Source organism: Nocardia sp. CA-128927 (assembly GCF_050955855.1).
Taxonomy (GTDB): domain Bacteria; phylum Actinomycetota; class Actinomycetes; order Mycobacteriales; family Mycobacteriaceae; genus Nocardia.
The window spans coordinates 3,153,896-3,171,931 of record NZ_CP192087.1 but is presented as its reverse complement, the minus strand read 5'-3'; the positions used below and the strand labels follow the sequence as shown (position 1 = coordinate 3,171,931).

The 18,036-nt window shown below is 67.4% G+C and carries 19 protein-coding genes; 7 read left to right on the top strand and 12 right to left on the bottom strand.

All coding sequences use genetic code 11. From position 1 onward, the window contains the following. Positions 1 to 155: 155 nt before the first annotated feature. From ACQPW1_RS14970 to ACQPW1_RS14960, 3 genes are all read right to left on the bottom strand, one after another. Entirely contained in the window at positions 156 to 1,283 is a 1,128-nt protein-coding gene (locus ACQPW1_RS14970) for a bifunctional RNase H/acid phosphatase (protein ID WP_433663312.1), read from the bottom strand. A 25-nt stretch (positions 1,284 to 1,308) separates the two neighbouring features. Next, complete coding sequence (locus ACQPW1_RS14965; RefSeq protein WP_433665240.1) at positions 1,309 to 2,046, bottom strand: zinc ribbon domain-containing protein; 738 nt, start codon at positions 2,044 to 2,046, stop codon at positions 1,309 to 1,311. A 145-nt stretch (positions 2,047 to 2,191) separates the two neighbouring features. Then, positions 2,192 to 2,833 (bottom strand): hypothetical protein, encoded by a 642-nt coding sequence (locus ACQPW1_RS14960; protein WP_433663311.1) that lies wholly within the window; start codon positions 2,831 to 2,833, stop codon positions 2,192 to 2,194. A 138-nt stretch (positions 2,834 to 2,971) separates the two neighbouring features. On the opposite strand from ACQPW1_RS14960, the gene ACQPW1_RS14955 reads away from it, so the two are divergent. Beyond that, a complete protein-coding gene (locus ACQPW1_RS14955; protein WP_433663310.1) occupies positions 2,972 to 3,274 on the top strand; it encodes a hypothetical protein in 303 nt (100 codons plus the stop codon). A gap of 6 nt (positions 3,275 to 3,280) precedes the next feature. Here ACQPW1_RS14955 and ACQPW1_RS14950 read toward each other — a convergent pair whose 3' ends face one another. Beyond that, entirely contained in the window at positions 3,281 to 4,402 is a 1,122-nt protein-coding gene (locus ACQPW1_RS14950; RefSeq protein WP_433663309.1) for a Nif3-like dinuclear metal center hexameric protein, read from the bottom strand. 106 nt (positions 4,403 to 4,508) lie between these two features. Further along, a complete protein-coding gene (cobC, locus tag ACQPW1_RS14945; protein WP_433663308.1) occupies positions 4,509 to 5,549 on the bottom strand; it encodes an Rv2231c family pyridoxal phosphate-dependent protein CobC in 1,041 nt (346 codons plus the stop codon). Positions 5,550 to 5,593: 44 nt separating this feature from the next. Here cobC and ACQPW1_RS14940 point away from each other — a divergent pair, with 44 nt between their 5' ends. Further along, positions 5,594 to 6,100: a low molecular weight protein-tyrosine-phosphatase gene (locus ACQPW1_RS14940; protein ID WP_433663307.1), complete on the top strand. Its 507-nt coding sequence runs from the start codon at positions 5,594 to 5,596 to the stop codon at positions 6,098 to 6,100. Beyond that, on the top strand, positions 6,100 to 6,993 hold the full coding sequence (locus tag ACQPW1_RS14935) for an SURF1 family cytochrome oxidase biogenesis protein (protein ID WP_433663306.1): 894 nt from the start codon (positions 6,100 to 6,102) through the stop codon (positions 6,991 to 6,993). Before ACQPW1_RS14940 ends, ACQPW1_RS14935 begins: the two co-directional genes overlap by 1 nt. 106 nt (positions 6,994 to 7,099) lie before the next feature. Here the strand turns inward: ACQPW1_RS14935 and ACQPW1_RS14930 are convergent, their stop codons facing one another. After that, entirely contained in the window at positions 7,100 to 8,017 is a 918-nt protein-coding gene (locus ACQPW1_RS14930) for a cobalamin biosynthesis protein (RefSeq protein ID WP_433663305.1), read from the bottom strand. 368 nt (positions 8,018 to 8,385) lie between these two features. On the opposite strand from ACQPW1_RS14930, the gene sigJ reads away from it, so the two are divergent. After that, positions 8,386 to 9,348 carry an RNA polymerase sigma factor SigJ gene (gene sigJ, locus ACQPW1_RS14925; RefSeq protein WP_433663304.1) on the top strand — a complete coding sequence of 321 codons (963 nt, stop codon included), beginning with the start codon at positions 8,386 to 8,388 and terminating at the stop codon, positions 9,346 to 9,348. 441 nt (positions 9,349 to 9,789) lie between these two features. Here sigJ and ald read toward each other — a convergent pair whose 3' ends face one another. Beyond that, on the bottom strand, positions 9,790 to 10,902 hold the full coding sequence (gene ald / locus ACQPW1_RS14920; RefSeq protein WP_433663303.1) for an alanine dehydrogenase: 1,113 nt from the start codon (positions 10,900 to 10,902) through the stop codon (positions 9,790 to 9,792). A gap of 299 nt (positions 10,903 to 11,201) precedes the next feature. Beyond that, positions 11,202 to 11,966, bottom strand: coding sequence for an MBL fold metallo-hydrolase (locus tag ACQPW1_RS14915; protein WP_433663302.1), 765 nt, complete (start codon positions 11,964 to 11,966; stop codon positions 11,202 to 11,204). A 71-nt stretch (positions 11,967 to 12,037) separates the two neighbouring features. On the opposite strand from ACQPW1_RS14915, the gene ACQPW1_RS14910 reads away from it, so the two are divergent. The 3 genes from ACQPW1_RS14910 to ACQPW1_RS14900 all read left to right on the top strand — a co-directional run bounded on the left by ACQPW1_RS14910 (position 12,038) and on the right by ACQPW1_RS14900 (position 14,016). Further along, positions 12,038 to 13,000, top strand: coding sequence for a GlxA family transcriptional regulator (locus ACQPW1_RS14910; protein WP_433663301.1), 963 nt, complete (start codon positions 12,038 to 12,040; stop codon positions 12,998 to 13,000). Beyond that, complete coding sequence (locus ACQPW1_RS14905; RefSeq protein WP_433663300.1) at positions 12,997 to 13,512, top strand: gamma carbonic anhydrase family protein; 516 nt, start codon at positions 12,997 to 12,999, stop codon at positions 13,510 to 13,512. The genes ACQPW1_RS14910 and ACQPW1_RS14905 overlap by 4 nt, the downstream gene beginning before the upstream one ends. A gap of 318 nt (positions 13,513 to 13,830) precedes the next feature. Then, a complete protein-coding gene (locus ACQPW1_RS14900) occupies positions 13,831 to 14,016 on the top strand; it encodes a hypothetical protein (protein ID WP_433665239.1) in 186 nt (61 codons plus the stop codon). Between the two features lie 23 nt (positions 14,017 to 14,039). Here the strand turns inward: ACQPW1_RS14900 and ACQPW1_RS14895 are convergent, their stop codons facing one another. From ACQPW1_RS14895 to ACQPW1_RS14880, 4 genes are all read right to left on the bottom strand, one after another. Further along, positions 14,040 to 15,035, bottom strand: coding sequence for a GAF domain-containing protein (locus ACQPW1_RS14895; protein ID WP_433663299.1), 996 nt, complete (start codon positions 15,033 to 15,035; stop codon positions 14,040 to 14,042). A gap of 102 nt (positions 15,036 to 15,137) precedes the next feature. Further along, complete coding sequence (locus ACQPW1_RS14890; RefSeq protein WP_433663298.1) at positions 15,138 to 15,656, bottom strand: SDR family NAD(P)-dependent oxidoreductase; 519 nt, start codon at positions 15,654 to 15,656, stop codon at positions 15,138 to 15,140. Between the two features lie 79 nt (positions 15,657 to 15,735). Further along, positions 15,736 to 17,013, bottom strand: coding sequence for a group II intron reverse transcriptase/maturase (ltrA, locus tag ACQPW1_RS14885; RefSeq protein ID WP_433655162.1), 1,278 nt, complete (start codon positions 17,011 to 17,013; stop codon positions 15,736 to 15,738). Positions 17,014 to 17,537: 524 nt separating this feature from the next. Further along, positions 17,538 to 17,855 carry an SDR family NAD(P)-dependent oxidoreductase gene (locus tag ACQPW1_RS14880; protein WP_433663297.1) on the bottom strand — a complete coding sequence of 106 codons (318 nt, stop codon included), beginning with the start codon at positions 17,853 to 17,855 and terminating at the stop codon, positions 17,538 to 17,540. Positions 17,856 to 18,036 lie beyond the last annotated feature (181 nt).

Genomic DNA, 18,036 nt, shown 5'->3' with positions numbered 1-18,036 from the left:
CCACCTCATCCTCGGCAGAGGATGACAGAGCATGATGACCGGCGCCGAGCATCCGGCGACCGGTAGGTGAACACGGATGGTCGAATGGCCGACGCGCCTCGACAGACTGTAGCCAGCCTTAAATGCCTTGAAGCAGAGGACGTTCCGCCCGGCTCCTACAGGTACGAAGTGTCGTTCACCAGACGCACGGACGATCCGCCGTCGGGATAGAACTCCGCGATCGACATCGACGCCAGATCCAGATGCAGCCGATACAGCAGTGACGGCCCGACACCGAGCGCCAGTTGCAGCAGTGTCTTGATCGGCGTCACATGGCTGACCACCACCAGGTTCGCGCCCGGATACAGCCCGACCAGGTCACGACGGACCGCGTCCACCCGCGCGCGGACCTGGTCGAAGCTCTCCCCACCGGGGGCGGGCAGCGACGGATCGCCGAGCCAGCGGGCATGCAATTCCGGATCGCGTTCGGCCGCCTCCAGGAAGCTGAGGCCTTCCCACTCGCCGAAGTCGGTCTCGATGAGGCCGTCCATGACGGTGAGCGGCGCGTCCAGCGCGGTGGCCGCGGCCTCGGCGGTATCGCGAGCACGGCTCAGCGGCGAGGTCAGTACTGCGGAGATATCGCCTTTGGCGGCAAGCATTTTCGCGGCGCGCGCGGCCTGCTCCCGGCCGAGATCGGTGAGCGGCGGGTTGCCGCGGCCCGAATAGCGACGTTGCACAGAGAGTTCGGTCTGACCGTGGCGCAGGAGCAGCAGCCGGGTCGGGCGGCCGGTGGCACCGGTCCAGCCGGGCGCGGGCTGCGCCGCGACCGCCTCCAGAACGGGTGCGGCCGTGGGCTTTTCGGCCTCGCGGGCCGTACGCACCTCGTCGACCAGGGCGCCGTCGTCCATCGCCTCGTTCGCGAGCCGGTCGGCGTGTTTGTTCTCGGCGCGCGGAATCCAGGTGAAGCTCACCCGCTCGAAACCCGCGACCAGCCTGCGGGCTCGGTCGGCGAGCGGAATCATGGCTTCGTGCTTGACCTTCCAGCGGCCGGACATCTGCTCGACGACCAGCTTGGAATCCATTCGCACCGTGACGATCTGGGCGCCGAGTTCGGCAGCTGCCTCCAAACCGGCGATGAGCCCGCGGTATTCGGCGACGTTGTTGGTCGCGATGCCGATGAACTCGCGGCGCTCGGCGAGCACCCGCACGTGGTCGGCGGCGTAGACGGCGGCGCCGTAGCCCGCCGGTCCTGGATTACCGCGCGAACCGCCGTCGGCCTCGACGATCACCTCGCGTTCGGTCACCGCAGCGCCCGACCCGTGCGAGCGATCACAGCCCGGATTCCTTGGTGCGCACCAGGATCGCGCCGCACTCCGGGCACCGCACGACCAGCTCCGGGGCGGTCTTCGCGATCCTGGCGATCTCGCCGCGGTCCAGTTCGATCCGGCACGCGCCGCAGCGGCGGGCCTGCAGCAGGGCCGCGCCGACACCGTGCTGGGCGCTCTGGCGGTCGTAGATCGCCATCAGGTCGGCCGGGAACAGCGAGATCAGCTTGGACCGGTCGGCGTCGCAACGGCCCTGTGCCACCTCGAGATCCGCGAGGGCCTCGTCGCGCTGGGTTTGCGCGTCGGTCAGTTCCTGCTCGGTCTTGTCCAGCCGGGCGCCCGCGTGCTGGTAGTCGTCGGCGGAGGCCTCCCGCTTTTCCATCACCTCGAGCAGCTCGTCCTCGAGCACCGAGCGCCTGCGCTCCAGGCTGCCGAGTTCGTGCTGGATCTCCGAAAGCTGTTTGGCGTTCACCGATCCGGCGGTCAGCATGCCCTTGTCGCGCTCCTCGCGCTTGCGGACGGCATCGACCTCGCCCTCCAGCTTGCGGATGTCGCGGTCGAGGTCGTCCAGCATGATCTGCACGGCGACGGCAGCATCCTTGTGCGCGTTGCGCTCGGCCTCCAGCCGGTCCACCTCCTGCTGTTCGGGCAGCACGGTGCGGCGGTGCGCGATCCGATTCAGCTCGGCGTCGACAGCGGCGAGCTGTAGCAGCTTGGCCTGGATCGGTGGTTCGACATTCAACGCGGACAAACTCCTGGACGCTATGGATGGGTCGGTGTTCAACCGTACCCCGCCGACCCGGCCCCGCTGACCGACGCCGCACCAATCGGTGTGCCAGGGGTGGTTGCCCGGGCGTGGCTCCAGGATCCGCGCGGCGCGGTCACCGTTATGCGGGCGCGCGGGTCTTGATGGCGTCTCTCGACACGAACACGTCGTATTCACCGGGTACGGCGATCACCGCGTTGCCGTAGGCGGAGCGCACGAACGGCTCGGTCCACCAGCGACCCTCCCGCATGTCGTTGAAGAAGTCCTGGTCGCCGTCGTTGAGGAAGATCTGGTGCTGCGTGGTCGCCACGCCGTCCAGTCGCTGGCCGTACAACCGGCTGATCTTGTATCCGGAGTGGAAGCCGAGCGCGTTCACCCAGGGCTCCAGTTCGACGACGCCCGCCTGCAGCACCCACGTGTCACCCTCGACCTGGTACTTCAGGTGCTGCTCGTCGTGCTGGTCGTCGCCGTAGAGGGTGAGGTCGATGTCGAGCAGGTGCTCCTGGCCCGGCACCGGTTTGGCCACCACGTGTGCCGCCTTGATTTCGCCGGTCAACCCAAGATAGGTCTGCAACAACGTCGCCAGCCACAGCAGCACCACCGCGACCAGCAGGATCACCAATCCGCTGCCGCCGCGCGCGACCAGTGCCCGCATCCCGACCCGGCGCGCCCGCACCAGCCCGGAGATGAGCAGCGCGACGCCGATCAGGATGATCAAGATCAACCCGAACTGCACGAAGCCGAAGTCCACCGGGAAATTCATGCGGTAGTTGTACCCCCGGAACGCCGGTCGACTCGCGGAAACAGTCCACCGCGCAAACCAATCCAGCAGACACGCCCCGACACGCCGAAGCAGCGGTAAGGTCTGCGGGGTCAAAGTTCGATGCTTCGGGGGTTTTCCATGTTGATCTGGGGTTGGCGTCAGTACGTGCAGCGGCTGGCGGTGCTCACGTTGGTGTGCGGGCGTTGCGGCAATCCGGCGGCGCATACGCTGCACAAGCTGGTCACCAAGTTCACGCTGTTCTTCATTCCGCTGATCCCGTTGAGCACCAAGCATTCACTGCAGTGCACCTGGTGCGGTGCCGAGTCGAATCTCGCGAAGCAGCAGGTCACCGAGTTGCTCGGGCAGGCGGCCGGGAACATGCAGGGCGCTCAGCAGCCTGCTGATCCCTCGTGGCAGGGGCAGCAGCCGCGCAACTACTGAACCCGGTCAGCTGGGCGCGCTGACGGTCCACGGATCGGTCCGCTGCGTCGAAACGCGCGTCTCCAGATCGGGCAGACCGGCCCGGACGACCCGTTCCGCCTGTGCGCACCAAGGGAATTCGGTGGCCCAGTGGGCGGCGTCGATGAGGGCGGGGCCGCCTTTGCGGAGGTGTTCGTCGACCGGGTGGTGGCGCAGGTCCGACGTGACGTAGGCGTCGACGCCGCGGCGGGTCACCGCGTTCAAGTAGGAATCACCAGCGCCGCCACAGACGGCGACCGTGTAGATGGAGCGATCCGGATCGCCTGCCGCGCGGACACCCCACGCGGTAGGCGGTAAGGCGGCGGCGACTCGATCAGTGAACGCGCGCAACGACTCTGGTTCCGCGAGGGTGCCGACGCGGCCGATGCCGACAGCCGAGGGCAGCAAGGCGCGTTCGGTGATGTGGTAGGCCGGGTCCTCGTACGGGTGGGCGGCACGCAGGGCAGACAGGATGGCGGCCCGGGCGGCTGGTGGCGCGATCACCTCGAGGCGGTCCTCGTCGACATGCTGGAGTTCGCCGATAGAGCCAACCGTCGGATTCGCTTGTGACATCGGCCGGAACTGGCCCACCGCAGGCACTCGGAGTGCGCAGTCGCGATAGTCCCCGCTACCGCCCGCACCGGCGGCGAACAAAGCGGCCAGCACAGCATCGGTGTGCGCTCGCGGCACCTGCACCACCCAGTTGTCCACGGGTGCTTCCGGTTTCGCATCGATCGGCCCGGTGACGGCGAGGCCGATTGCCGCCGCCAACGCGTCGGAAACGCCAGGATCGGCCGAGTCCGCGTTGGTGTGCGCGGTGAACAAGGCACATCCGGAACGGATAAGCCGATGCAGCAGTGCACCTTTCGGCGTGTCGGCCGCGACAGTGTCGACCCCGCGCAACAACAGCGGATGGTGCACCACCAAAGCCTGTGCCCGCCAGTCGATCGCCTCATCGACAACACCCGCCGTCGCGTCGACCGCAAACAACACCCGGGTAACCACCTCACCCGGATCACCGGCAACCAGCCCGACCGAGTCCCAAGACTCAGCCAACTTCGGCGGGTAAGCCGCGTCGAGCACCTCGATGAGCTCCGCCAACGTAGTCATCGTCCGCCCTCCTCAGATTCGGTCATCCACTGTCGCAAGGGTGTTCCTGGGTGCGCGCCTGGAAACCATTCATGCGCATCGTGATCGCGGCCCCGGCTACCTGCGATCACCACAGACCCGCCGTTCGGATCGCGGCGATCAGCTGATCCACCTCGGAGGCACCGCGCACCGCCACCCGCAGGTGGTTCGGACCGAGGCCTGGGAAGGTGTCGGCTCGGCGGACGGCAATGCCCTTGTCCGCCAAGTGTTTCCGGAGCAGTTCGCCATCGGGGACGCGGAGCAGCAGGAACGGTGCTTCGGCCGGGGTGTGGACGTGCACGCCGAGTTCGGTCAGGCGATCAATCATTGCGTTGCGTTCGACGGCGATGACCTGTGCGCGCTGTTGTTCTTCCGCGACGGCGGCGGGCTCGGCGGTGGCGGTGATCGCCTCTAGTTGCAGGGTGCCGAGTGGCCAGTGGGCGCGGCCGTGATTCAGGCGTGCGAGGAGTTCGGGGGCGCCGAGGAAGTAACCGCAGCGGAGTCCGGCGAGGGCCCAGGTTTTGGTGAGGCTGCGCAGGACCAGTAGGTCGGGTGCGGTGAATCCGGCGAGCGAGGCCGGTTCGCCCGGCACCGCGTCGGCGAAGGCCTCGTCCACCACGATGATCCGGCCTGGTGTGCGCAACGCGCGGATGGTTTCGGCCGGGTGCAGTACCGAGGTGGGGTTGGTCGGGTTGCCGAGCACGACCAGGTCGGCATCGGCCGGAACCGCAGGCGGGTCGAGTCTGAACGGCGGCTCCAGCAGTACCCGGGTCACCGCGACACCGGCCTCGCGCAGCGCGAGCTCCGGTTCGGTGAACGACGGGTGGATCACGGCGGCCAGCCGGGGTGCGAGTCGCGGCAGCATGGCGAACCCCTCGGCGGCACCGGCCAGCAGCAGCACCTCGTCCGGGCTGCGGCCGTGTCGCGCCGCGACGGCACACCGAGCGGTGTGATCTTCCTCGGCGCTCGGATACCGCCCGAGCGTGTCCAACCGGGCCGCGAGCCGTTGCCGTAACCAGTCCGGCGGCGCGCTGCCCTGCACGTTCACCGCGAAATCGAGCATGCCCGGACGCGCGTCCACGTCGCCGTGGTGGCGCAGTTTCGCGTGATCGACGCTGTCCTCGGGCACGAGATCACACCCTACGTGGCGGGCCCGTAGGTCGACCGGCCAGAATGGCTGTCGTGGGTGAGCTGCACGTGTCGTTCGTCTGTACCGGCAACATCTGCCGTTCTCCGATGGCGGAGAAGATCTTCGCGACGCATCTGTCCCGCGCGGGACTGGCCGATCGGGTGCGGGTGAGCAGCGCGGGCACCGGTGCGTGGCACGTCGGCGACGACGCGGACTCGCGCACCAACGCCACGTTGCGCAAGTACGGCTACCCGACCGGACATGTCGCCGCCGCCCTCGGTGCCGACCATCGCGACGCCGATCTACTCATCGCGCTGGACACCTCACACGAGCGCGAACTGGCGCGGCTCGGTGTGCCGTCGGACCGGCGCAGACTGCTGCGCAGTTTCGACCCGGCCGCCGACGGGCCTGACGTGCCCGACCCTTACTACGGTGATTCCGCGGACTTCGAATTGGTCCGTGACCAGATCGAGGCGGCGATGCCCGGCCTGCTCGACTGGGTGCGCGACGCACGCGGCCTGCCCGCGCCCGCACTCGACAGGCACGTCTGATGCGCAAGCTGACCTTCCTGCTGCGGCCGAGTTGGGTGATCCTCGCCGCGGTGGTCGCCGTGTTCGCCTACCTGTGCTTTACGGTGCTCGCGCCGTGGCAGCTCGGCAAGAACACCTCCACCTCGCACCGCAATCAACTGATCGCCGACTCGGTGGACGCCGCCCCGATCGACATCACCACCGTCCTCAGCAGCTCGCCCGCCGACGACTCACACACCGAATGGCGCAAAGTCACCGCCGCCGGTACCTACCTGCCGGACTCGACGGTGCTGGTCCGGCTGCGCCACCTCGACGGCGCCCCCGGCTACTCCGTGCTCACGGCGTTCCGGCTGGACGACGGCCGCCTCCTGCTCTTCGACCGCGGACTGGTCGCGGCGGTGGACGGCTCCCGCCCGCCACCGATCCCCGACCCGCCCACCGGACCGCAGCGCCTCGAGGCCAGAGTCCGGATGTCCGAGGGCATCACTCCCGGCAAGGACCCCTCCGTCCAAGACGGCTACCGGCAGGTCTACTCGATCGACACCACCCAGGAAGCCACCTTCCTGCAACAGCCCCTCACCCCGATCCCCACCGGCGAACGCGGCGGCTACCTCCAACTCGACGAAAACCAGCCCGGCGTCTTCACCCCCACCCCCCTCCCTCAACTAGACGCAGGCCCCTACCTCTCCTACGGCCTCCAATGGCTCGCCTTCGGCATCATGGCGCCCCTAGGCCTCGGCTACTTCCTCTACGCCGAGATCCGCGAGCGCCGCAGAGAGAAAGCAGCCCCCGCCGAGCCCGTACCCACCACCCCCGCGGACCCCGAATCCACCACCCCCACAACAACTCCGGCCGTCACCGCCCCGAATACCGAAGCGCGCCTAGCCGACCGCTACGGCCGCGGCCGCGACTGACCACCTCGGCTCAGCGCCCGCAGCGCGGCTACTGCGACCGACGCCAATTGCAAGGCCTCTGAAACGCGTACGGCGCGATGGAGATCCGCAACTGAACGCCTGGGGCCTAGCGCCTGAGGATCGCCCACAGCGCGGCTACCGCCACCGACGCCAACTGCACGGCCTCCGACATGTGTACGGCGCGATGAAGATCCGCGACTGTCGGTGCTGGGCCGTCGCCGAGGGTGGGGCGGAGTTCGGTGCCGTGGCGGTATTGGGTGCGGCCGCCGAGGCGGACGCCGAGGGCGCCTGCCATCGATGCCTCGACTACTCCGGCGTTGGGGCTTGGGTGTTTTGCGGCGTCGCGGCGCCAGGCGTGCAGGGCGGCGGCGCGGCGGCCACCGACGATCGGGGCGAGGGCGACGGTGAGCAAGCCGGTGAGGCGGGCGGGGAGGAGGTTGGCCAGATCGTCGGTTCGGGCTGCGGCCCAACCGAAGTGGCGGTAGCGGTCGTTGTGGTAGCCGATCATGGCGTCGAGGGTGTTGATCGCGCGGTAGCCGAGCAGGCCGGGCACGCCGGCGAGCGCGCCCCACACCAGCGGTGCCACCGTGGCGTCGGAGGTGTTCTCGGCGATGGATTCCAGTGCGGCGCGGGCCAATCCGTCCGCGTCGAGGACCTCGGGATCGCGGCCGCACAGCGACGGCAGCAGAGCACGCGCACCATCCAGGTCGCCCGCCTCGAGCCGCTCGGCCATCTCACTACCCGCCCGCGCCAAGCTGTGCCCGCCGAGCACCGTCCAAGTAGCCAGCGCGGTCACCGGCAGCCCGAGCCCACGAACCCCCACACCCAGCCCGACAACCCCACCCACCAAAAGCGCCTCATGCAGCACGCCCGCACTGCGCCGATCGCGATACGTCACCGATTCGAGCGCACTTGCCGCCGAACCGAACCCAGCCACCGGATGCCACCGCCGCGGATCCCCCAACACCCGATCCAGCGCAAACCCGAGCACCAGCCCCGCCGCCGTCGAGTTCCCCTTCTGCACCCGCCGAGCCTATCCGCAACCCCCACCCCACCAACCCCCGACCGCCAAGCAACATCGCCCGCGATGATCAACGGCACATGGTCCCGAGGGTTACCCGGCCGATGCCGCCACCATGTCCCGCTCGACGCGTCCGCTCTGCTGTCTTGGTGGAGTCCGTCGACGGCACCTGTGAGCGATGCTGCGGAGTCGGGTTGCGGGCTCGATCATGCGGGCTGGCATGGGCCAGTGACGCAGACCTCGCTGGTGGTGGGCTTGGCGGGTTGGGGGTGGGCGGCGTGTCACACTCTGATGCTCTGCGTCGTCAACCTGGTGACGCACTCATAGGACTCACGCCCCGGCGGGGCGGAACGACCGAACGGCGAACAGCAGTGACTTCCGAACAGCCTTCCACTCCCGAACCCATCGACCAGGCCGAACTGGCTCGGCGGTTCGAGGAGCACCGGCCGTATCTGCGCAGGCTCGCCTACAGCACGCTGGGCAGCCTGACCGACGCCGACGACGTGGTGCAGGAGGCGTGGCTGCGGCTGCAGCGCCAGCACGAGGCGGGGACCGCGGGGCAGATCGATAACCTGCGCGCCTGGCTCAGCACCGTCACGGGACGGCTCGCGCTGGATCAGCTCGGATCGGCCCGCGCCCGTCGCGAACAGTATGTCGGCGAGTGGCTGCCGGAGCCCGAGGTCACCAGCTGGGACGACCCGGCCGACCGGATCACCCAGGACGAGCGAGTCACCACCGCGCTGCTGGTCGTCCTCGAATCGCTGTCCCCCGCCGAGCGCACCGCGTTCGTCCTGCAGGACGTGTTCGGTATGACCGGCCCGGAGGTCGCCGAGGTGGTCGGCCGCACCCCGGCCGCCGTCCGGCAACTCGCCTCCCGCGCCCGCAAACGCGTCGAGGACGGCACGCCACGCTTCCCCGCCTCGCCGGACGAGCAGGAGAAGGTCGTCTCGGCCTTCGCAGTCGCTTGGCGCTCCGGCGATCTCAGCGCGCTGCTCGGCGTGCTCGACGCCAACGTCAGCCTGACCGCCGACGGCGGCGGCAAGGTCCCCGCGATCCGGCAGCCGGTGCACGGCGCCGAGCTCATCGCGAAGATGCTGCTCGGTTGGTACCACGCACCGTCCGCGGCGAACGGGTGGGGCCGCGCGGTCATGGTCAACGGCGCCCCGGGTCTCGTCGTCTTCGACGGCAACCACACCGGCGTCTTCGCCTTCGTCATCGATGACGGTCGCATCGTCGCCATCAACGTCGTCCGCAACCCCGACAAGCTGCACGACCTCCCCACCACCGGCGAGCCCGACTGGTACCTCGGCGCAAACCGCACCGAGGACGAATAACCGCGCACACCAAGCTCTTTCCTCGCACACCTGTCAACCCGCCGACAGGTGTGCGAGGAGTGGTGCGGATCAAGCGAACAGCGGCCCTTCAAGATCAGGGGGAACTGGTGTCGATGCCCTCTCGGGGCCGATGCCAACACCACTTCCCCCTGATCTTGAACGCGGCCCGCAACGCAATACCAGGCCAGCGGGTCGAGATCCCGGGGGCCCGTTCGGCACAGGGTGGAGACCTCTCGGCCGAGCCCGCAGTCAATGCCGTCGGTCATGAAAGCCGCCGACGCCAGATGACCTCCAAGAGCGGCGCGCAGACCTCAGCCTGCCAAGCTCACAGCCCCGCAGCCCCGCAGCCGTATAGCCATATAGCCATATAGCCATATAGCCATCAGCGGCAACTCGCGACCTCAGCCAAAGGCCATGCACGACTGAGGGCGTGCGCGAACCTCAGCCTGCCAAGCCTACCGGCTTTGCTGTCGTATATCCATGTGCCGCAGCCACTTCCACCGACAGCAACCTGCCCGCGTCCGCGGTCAAACCTTGGGCGAGGTCGGGGTGGGCGGAGCAGGCTTCTTTCCAGCCGAGGTCTGCGATGGCGCGGACGTACGGCAACGTGGCGTTGGTGAGGGCGACGGTGGAGGTGTGGGGTACCGCTCCTGGCATGTTCGCCACGCAGTAGAACAGCGAATTGTGCACACGGAAGGTGGGATTCGCGTGAGTGGTGGGGTGTGAACCGGCGAAGCAACCACCTTGATCGATGGCGATGTCGACGAGTACCGACCCCGGACGCATCTGGGCGACGAGCTCGTCGGTGACGAGTTTCGGAGCGCGGGCGCCGGGCACCAGCACCGAGCCGATAACCAGGTCGGCAGCGGAGACGGCGCGCTGGATCTCGGCGGCGTTCGAGGCGACGGTGGCGATCCTGCCGTCGAACCGTGCATCCAACTCACGCAGTCGATGCAAGTTGGTGTCCAGCACGGTGACTCGCGCACCCATGCCCGCGGCGACCGAGGCCGCGTTGGACCCCGCGACACCACCGCCGAGCACCACAACGTCGGCCGGACGCACTCCCGGCACCCCGCCGAGCAGCATGCCCCCACCACCCAACGGCGCCATCAGATGATAAGCACCGACCTGACTACCGAGCTTCCCCGCAACCTCACTCATCGGCGCAAGCAATGGCAGTGATCCATCAGCGGCACGCACGGTTTCGTAGGCGATGGCGGTGATCCCGGAACCCAGAATCGCGTCGGTACATTCGCGGGACGCGGCCAGGTGCAGATAGGTGAACAGCACCTGCCCGCGCCGCATCCTCGGATACTCCTCGGCGATCGGCTCCTTCACCTTCAACACCAGATCGGCCTCCCACCAGACCTGATCGACAGGAACCAGCCGCGCCCCCACACCCGCGTAGTCGGCGTCCACGAACCCCGACCCGACCCCCGCCCCAGCCTGGATCAGCACCTCATGTCCGTGCGCGACCAGCTCCCCGGCCCCCGCCGGAGTGAGCGCAACCCGGAACTCCTGCTCCTTGACCTCGCGTGGAACTCCGATCTTCATAACGCCATCGTGAACCCCGCACCGGGCACACGCCACGAACGACGCGCGGGTATCACACGATGATCAAGAGACCGCCCGCTCACCGCCCATTTCTGCGCAAGTTGATCAGCACGCCGACCGCGGCCGAGACAATCCGCGCTGTTCGGAAGCCGATTCCACGGACGGCGTCCCAGGCAGTCCAGAACGCGGTCGTCCTAGAGCAGGCCCCGGCCTGAGCGGACACTTTCGCGTTCGACGCAGCACCTCACCCGAAACTCGAACGAAGAATGTCCACTCAGACCGGATACCTCACCCTCCCGTCAGACAGTGATCGCCGCACCCAGCGGCGGAATCCGCAGCTGCTTCTCCCGCCCCGCGTACTCGAACAGCAGACCCAACCGATCCAGTGTCTCGCTGAAATGCACCCACCCTTCGCCGTGCACCGGCACGATCACCGCATCGCCGAGCAGCTCGGCCGCCTGCACCGCGGTGCGCGCGTTCAGCGTGAGGTCGATGTCGCCGAAGTGACCGACGTTCGCCGCACCCACGAACAGCACCGCGACATCGATCCGCCCGATCCGCCCGACGATCTGCGCGACCCGATCGACCGACGCGTTGTCACCCGAGACGTACACAGTCGGCTGACCATCGGCCTGCAGCACGAACCCGGTGACGATCCCCGTCAACGATTCACATCCTTCAGGCCCATGCAGCGCGGGCACCCCGGTGATCCGGACGCCACCGATCGTCACCGCCTCCCAATTCTCCAGTCCCTGAACACCATTGATCCGCTCGGCAGCTCCGGGCGTCGACAACACCGCCCCGGCCGTCTTCAAGAACTCACGCCCGGCGTTGTCCAGGTTGTCGGCATGCTCATCGTGCGAAAGCAACACGACGTCCACCGCCCCGACCTGCTCCGCCGTTACCGCAGGACCGATCAGCTTGTGCAGCGTGACCGGACCCGGGTAGTCGCCGGGCTCGTCGAAGGTGGGATCGGTGAGGAAGGTCTGGCCCGCGTACCGGAGGCGCACGGTGGGCCCGCCGACATGCAGAACTTCGAGCTGGTTGGTGTGTTCGATGGTCATGTCGTCGAGCTTGTCAACTGATCGGCGCGCCCAACAGTGGCCCGTGAGCCTCCTACCGCTAAAATCGGGCCATGCATACCGTGGCTGTTCTCGCCTATGACGGCATGAGCCCGTTCCATCTATCCGTGCCCAGCCTCGTCTTCGGCCGGGTCGGTATCGGTGGGACGGCGCCGTACCAGGTTGACGTTTGCGCCGAAACCCCCGGAAGTCTGCGCACCCCAGCGGGTTTCGACATCGAGGTGCGACACGGCCTAGATCGGCTGGTCCGCGCGGACACGGTGATCATCCCCAGCTGGGAACGCGACATGCCGCTGTCCGAAGACCTGCGCACCGCCCTGCATCAGGCGCACGCCGCGGGCGCACGGATCGTCGGCCTGTGCCTCGGCTCGTGGGCGATCGCCGCCAGCGGACTGGCCGACGGCCGCGAGGTGACCACCCACTGGGCCGGCGCCGCCGCACTGGCCCGCGCCTGCCCCGACGTCCGGGTGCGCGCCGACACACTCTGGTCCGACCTCGGCGACGTGATCACCTCGGCCGGTGTCGCCGCCGCCCTCGACTGCTGCCTGCACCTGGTTCGCAACGACCTCGGCAGCCGCGCGGCCACCGAACTGGCCAGGGACCTGGTCACCGCGCCACACCGCAGTGGCTCCCAAGCCCAGTACATCCCGATCGCGGTTCCCGACGCCACCGACGACGACCCCATCGAACGCGCAATGGTCTGGGCCCGAACACATCTCGGCGAAGCGATCGACCTGGACGGCTGGGCGCGGGTGGCATTGATGTCGCGCCGCACCTTCACCCGCCGCTTCCGCGACCGCACCGGCAACAGCCCGCAGCAGTGGCTGCTGCACCAGCGCGCCGACCGCGCCCGGCTGCTGCTGGAAACCACCGACGACACCATGGAACGCATCGCCACCGACACCGGCTTCGGCACCGCGGTGAGCCTGCGCCATCACTTCCACCGCATCCTCGGCACCAGCCCCGCCGCCCACCGCGCGTTGTTCCAGGGCGCACGGTTAAGTTCGACCGCATGAGGATTCAGATCGGCGAGTTCGCCCCGGAGATCGACGAGAGCGCCTGGGTTGCGCCCAACGCAACGGTGATCGGCCGGGTGCGGCTCGCGGCCGAGGTGAGTGTTTGGTACAGCGCCGTGCTGCGCGGGGACCTCGAGTCGATCAGCATCGGCGAACGGACCAACATCCAGGACGGCTGCGTGCTGCACGCCGATCCGGGCTTCCCGCTCACCGTCGGCAGCGGAGTTTCGGTGGGGCACAACGCGATCCTGCACGGCTGCACCGTCGGCGACGACGTGCTGGTCGGCATGGGCGCCACCGTGCTCAACGGCGCGGTGATCGGCGCGGGCAGCCTGATCGCGGCCAATGCGCTGATTCCGGAGGGCGCGCAGATTCCGCCCGGGTCGCTCGTCGCCGGGGTGCCCGGTAAGGTCCGGCGCGAACTCAGCGAGGCCGAACAGGACGGCATTCGACTGAATGGGGCTGTGTACCTACACAACACGGCCAATCACCGTGCCGCAAAAGAGGTGTGAGACAGCGCACACTGATCAAGCGTCCAGTAGGAATCGCTGATAACATTTTGCCAGCGTGCCCGGTGACCCGGGGTCTCCTGCCGATACGGTAGTCGTGCGGCTTGTAGCGCAGTGGTTAACCCATGTGGGTCAATGGGTCCGTAAGCGAACGTAGCGAGCGAACCAACAGCGCAGCGCGCGGTCGCGCACGACGGAGCCTTAGCGCGAAGTCGTGAGCGAGCGTAGCGAGCGAACCAGGGATGCAGCGCGCGGTCGCGCACGACGTAGCCGAGCGTCAGCGAGGCGAAGTCGTGAGCGTGCAGGCAGGAGGTATCGGTGATGGTCTACGTGCAGTCGAGTATGCACCGGTCCACGGGGCGGATCAGCGTTGCCGACATCGCGGCCCAGCCGGGCGGCGTCGAGGCATTACAGCGACGAGTCCATGAATTACGTTCCAGCGGGGTAGATTTCGCCGCGAATGCCATCGAGCAGGAAATGGCGGCGCTGGACTTACCGCGTCATTGATTTCCACCCACGGTCACCGCGAGTCAGTCGGCAGCGGTGACCGTGGCAAGTCCGGCCGTGGTGTGCTGATCCAACGCCATCAGGGCAGCCCGAATACGCACCGGCTGCCAGCCGCCGTCGACTCGACGCAGCCGCACGGTGCCCTCGGTGCGATGGCGCGACAACTCCCGCGACATCTCCTGCGCCGCCGCCAAATCATCCGGATGAATCTGCGGCGGCGGCTGACCGGGTAGATCCGCCCAGGCGATACCGGGCATCGGCGGCCCGATCCAGCGAATCAGTTGCAGCGACCGCAGATTCACGATCGCGCGATACTCCCCCAGCGCCGTGGACGCCTCCAGCAGTTGGTATTCCAGAATCATCGGCGGCGGTGCGGCAGCCACCGCGGTCGCCGCACCGATGTCCTGAGTCACCCCGCGGAACAACACCTCCCTACGTCCACCGCTATCGACCTCGATGATGATCCGGCAGGCGAAATGCCCTGCGCGCAAGGCATCGTCGTCGCGGCGCACGGTCCATACCGCCTGATGCTCGGTGCCCGGCGCGGAATTCACGATCTTCGCCAGTGCGTCACTCTCGTCCCGATTGGTGACCAACCGGGTGAACGCACCCGCGATGGCCAGTTCCGCCTCCCGGTCCTCGGGCGCGACGCCGTACAGATCGAGCAGGTCGACGCTGCGCACCGACCGATTGGTGGTGAGGTTGAAGTACCACGCCCCCACCGGTTCTCGCGACGGCAGCGGCTCCTGCACCGGTCCGATCCACAGCCGAACGGCATGCGCCCGCTCCGGCGTGATGAGCAGCGGCTCGGCCCGCACGGTGCGGCGGCCGTCCGCCGACACTCGCGCAACCAGCGCACGGGTCCGGCAGGCCTGCGCGAGAGCGGCTTCCGCATCGGCGAGCGAAAGCGGGTTCCGCAGAATGTTGTTCAGCGGCACGAAGGACTTCGGTGTGGCACCGAACGCGATCACCTTGCCGGGCACGCCCGAAAAGCATTCGACCAGGATCCACTTCGCCATCAGCCGCGTCCGATCGATCGCGCAAGATTGGTTTCGGTGACGAGAAGCGTTCGACCAGTTGACATTTCAATCATCCGTTCCTGATCGCGTGGTTCCGCGCGATCAGGAACGAAATACCATGTCCAGCACCCGTTCGTGATACGAGCCGGTGAACCTTGTGACTAGGTCCACAAGAAGGGCGTCCAGTCCGACAAGCACCTTGGCCTCACCCCGCGCGGCCCCGCGCAGAATCGTCCGGGCCGCCGCGGCCGGACTGGTGCGCGCGACATGCCCCTCGAAACGCCGCGCGACCGCCGCCGCGTCGATGCCGGGCGCGACACTCGCCGACCGCGCGATGGAGGTGAGCACGCCGCCGGGATACACCGCGGTCACCCGAACCTTGCCGCCCGCGGCCCGCATGTCCTGGCGCAGCGAGTCGGTGAACCCGCGCACCGCGAACTTCGCCGCGTTGTACGGCGCGTGCTGCGCCACCCCGACCAGCCCGAACGCCGAGGACATGTTCACCACATGCGCCCGCTCGGCGGCCAGCAGATGCGGCAGGAACGCCTTGGTGCCGTTGACGACTCCCCAGAAGTCCACGTCCATCACGTGCTCGAAATCGCTGAACGGCGACTCCGCCACCCCGCCGACGTGCAGGGTCGGGTGGCCCGAGGGGATTGCACCCTCGGGCTCCCGCAGATCCCGGCGTGAAGGTCTCCCTTCACCGGGCTCCTGTCGTCTTGATCATCAGCGGATAGGCCACCCAACGCCAGTGGGCGAAGGCACGCGGGTACTCGGTGGTGGTGCGTTCCCAGTACTCCCTGGCCTTGCGGCGCGGCCGTAACCGTTTGAACTTCTTGCGGATCCACCGCACCAGGTAGGTGTTGATGCGGGCCAGAAGGTTATGTATCGCCGAAGGGTAGAACGCCCCGTAATAGTTCATCCAACCCCGGACGACCGGATTGATCATCGCGGCGAGTTCAGCCCAACCGAGATCGGTGCGGCGATGTAACCGCCACCCCCGTACCGTACGACCGAGCCTGGTCAAAGCGTCCTTACTGATCGCGGGCAGAAACGAGGTGAACACCCTGCCCTGCTTGTCGCGAGCACTGCGAGCGCGGAATGTGTAACCGAGGAACGTGAACGACGTATGCTCAGCCGAGCCCCGCCGTTTGCCGCCCTTGCAGTACACGATCCGGGTCTTGTCCGGATGCAACCGCAACCCGACCTCGCTCATCCTGTTCTCGATCGCGGCCAGCACCAGGCGAGCCTGGCGTTCGCTGACGCAGTGCACGATCGCATCGTCGGCATAACGTTCGAACACGACATCGGGGAACTCCCGGACCATCCACATGTCGAACGCGTAATGCAGGAACAGGTTCGCGAGTACAGGCGAGACCGCGGACCCCTGCGGGGTACCTCGATCTCGTTGCGCCACAGTGCCATCGGGCAGTTGAAGCGGCGCTTCGAGCCACCGCTTCACATACAGCACCACCCAACGCTGATCGGTGTGCGCCTGGACCGCTTTGAGCACGAGATCCCAAGGGACACTGTCGAAGAACTTCTCCACGTCCAAGTCGATGACCCAGTCGTATCTCCAACACCGCTGCCGAGCCACCCCGACCGCGTCCAACTGCGACCGCCCCGGCCGGTAACCATAAGAATCCGGATGAAAGATCGGCTCGACCCTCTTCTCCAGCCTCGCGGCCACCACCGTTTGAGCGATCCTGTCCGCAATCGTGGGCACCCCGAGCATCCTCGTGCCCGCGCCATGCGATTTCGGTATCTCCACCGCTTTGACCGGAGGCGGAAAGTAGCTGCCCGACGACATCCGATTCCAGATCCGATACAGATTGTTCTTCAGATCGGTTTCGAACTCCGCCAAGCTCACCGCGTCCACTCCCGGCGCACCCTTGTTCGCTTTGACCTTCTCGTATGCCTCCTGAACTTCCCACTTGAAAATCTCGAACGACTTCGCTGACGACTTCAGCTCGCTCACCACAGCTCCTCCCGGACCACACGGCCCGGTTGACAGGACAAACAACAGCCACAGACGACCCGGCCCCTTCGCTCCACACCCATTACAGAAGCTTCACCACTACTACGAGCCGGTCCGCCGGCGCACCCCACGACGGGGGTTTCCCTCTCGCCGCCGATCTACTCGACGAAAACGGTTTCAGGGCACGCCTTCCCACGTTCCATGCCAAAGCCGCAGACCAGGCTCATGCCGCCTCAATGCCGGACGCCACCTGACCATCAATCGGGACAACCTGTCAGGCCCAGCTCCCGCAGCCCGGAACATGGCCACGGTTTCGACGTCACTTCGAACGTAACGACACGTCAACAGCGGTTCGGGTTCACTCATCTTCCTGGTCCCCACCTGACGCCTCTCACGACGCCTTTTCCACATCGCTCACCACGACGGTCTTCAGCCAACGCAGCATGTGGCGGTTTGAAGCCTCCGCCCGAGCGGCGACTCCGAAGGGCCAAACCTTCATCTCTGGCACAGCATCAACTCCAAGCTCAGCTACCTACACTGACCTCCTCGTTGTTCGTGGCACACATCCCGGCATTGTTGAACAGCGCCTCGACCCGCCCGTAGTGCGCGACGGTCGCCGCCGCATGGTCGAGCACCGCCGCCCGATCGGTGACGTCGAGCGTGGTCACCGTGGGCTCATGGCCCACGGCTGCGCAGAGCTTCGCGGACTCGGCGACGGCGTCGGCCGACTTGTCCGACAGCGCCAGCAACGCGCCGTCGCGGGCCAGCGCCAGGGCCAGTTCGCGGCCGATGCCGGAGCCCGCTCCGGTGATCGCCACCACTCGGTCAGCGAAATAAGCCACGGCTCAACCCTTTCCAGCCATCCGACATCCAAATCGGATATCCATGAAGACTAACCACCCGAAGCTGGACGCGCGACCTGTGCCTCATTCCGGCGATCCGCGACCGGGCCGCCGCACGCCGGTGAAATAATGAAAGTCCATCACCCGCACCGTCGCGACGCTATTCCGCACGCCCAGCCCT

Bases quoted from the DNA above. Each gene is read 5' to 3' on its own strand.
- ACQPW1_RS14960 (WP_433663311.1), bottom strand. From the start codon at position 2,833: ATGAATTTCCCGGTGGACTTCGGCTTCGTGCAGTTCGGGTTGATCTTG.
- ACQPW1_RS14955 (WP_433663310.1), top strand. From the start codon at position 2,972: ATGTTGATCTGGGGTTGGCGTCAGTACGTGCAGCGGCTGGCGGTGCTC.
- ACQPW1_RS14950 (WP_433663309.1), bottom strand. From the start codon at position 4,402: ATGACTACGTTGGCGGAGCTCATCGAGGTGCTCGACGCGGCTTACCCG.
- ACQPW1_RS14940 (WP_433663307.1), top strand. From the start codon at position 5,594: ATGGCTGTCGTGGGTGAGCTGCACGTGTCGTTCGTCTGTACCGGCAAC.
- ACQPW1_RS14935 (WP_433663306.1), top strand. From the start codon at position 6,100: ATGCGCAAGCTGACCTTCCTGCTGCGGCCGAGTTGGGTGATCCTCGCC.
- ald (WP_433663303.1), bottom strand. From the start codon at position 10,902: ATGAAGATCGGAGTTCCACGCGAGGTCAAGGAGCAGGAGTTCCGGGTT.
- ACQPW1_RS14915 (WP_433663302.1), bottom strand. From the start codon at position 11,966: ATGACCATCGAACACACCAACCAGCTCGAAGTTCTGCATGTCGGCGGG.
- ACQPW1_RS14910 (WP_433663301.1), top strand. From the start codon at position 12,038: ATGCATACCGTGGCTGTTCTCGCCTATGACGGCATGAGCCCGTTCCAT.
- ACQPW1_RS14905 (WP_433663300.1), top strand. From the start codon at position 12,997: ATGAGGATTCAGATCGGCGAGTTCGCCCCGGAGATCGACGAGAGCGCC.
- ACQPW1_RS14900 (WP_433665239.1), top strand. From the start codon at position 13,831: ATGGTCTACGTGCAGTCGAGTATGCACCGGTCCACGGGGCGGATCAGC.
- ACQPW1_RS14895 (WP_433663299.1), bottom strand. From the start codon at position 15,035: ATGGCGAAGTGGATCCTGGTCGAATGCTTTTCGGGCGTGCCCGGCAAG.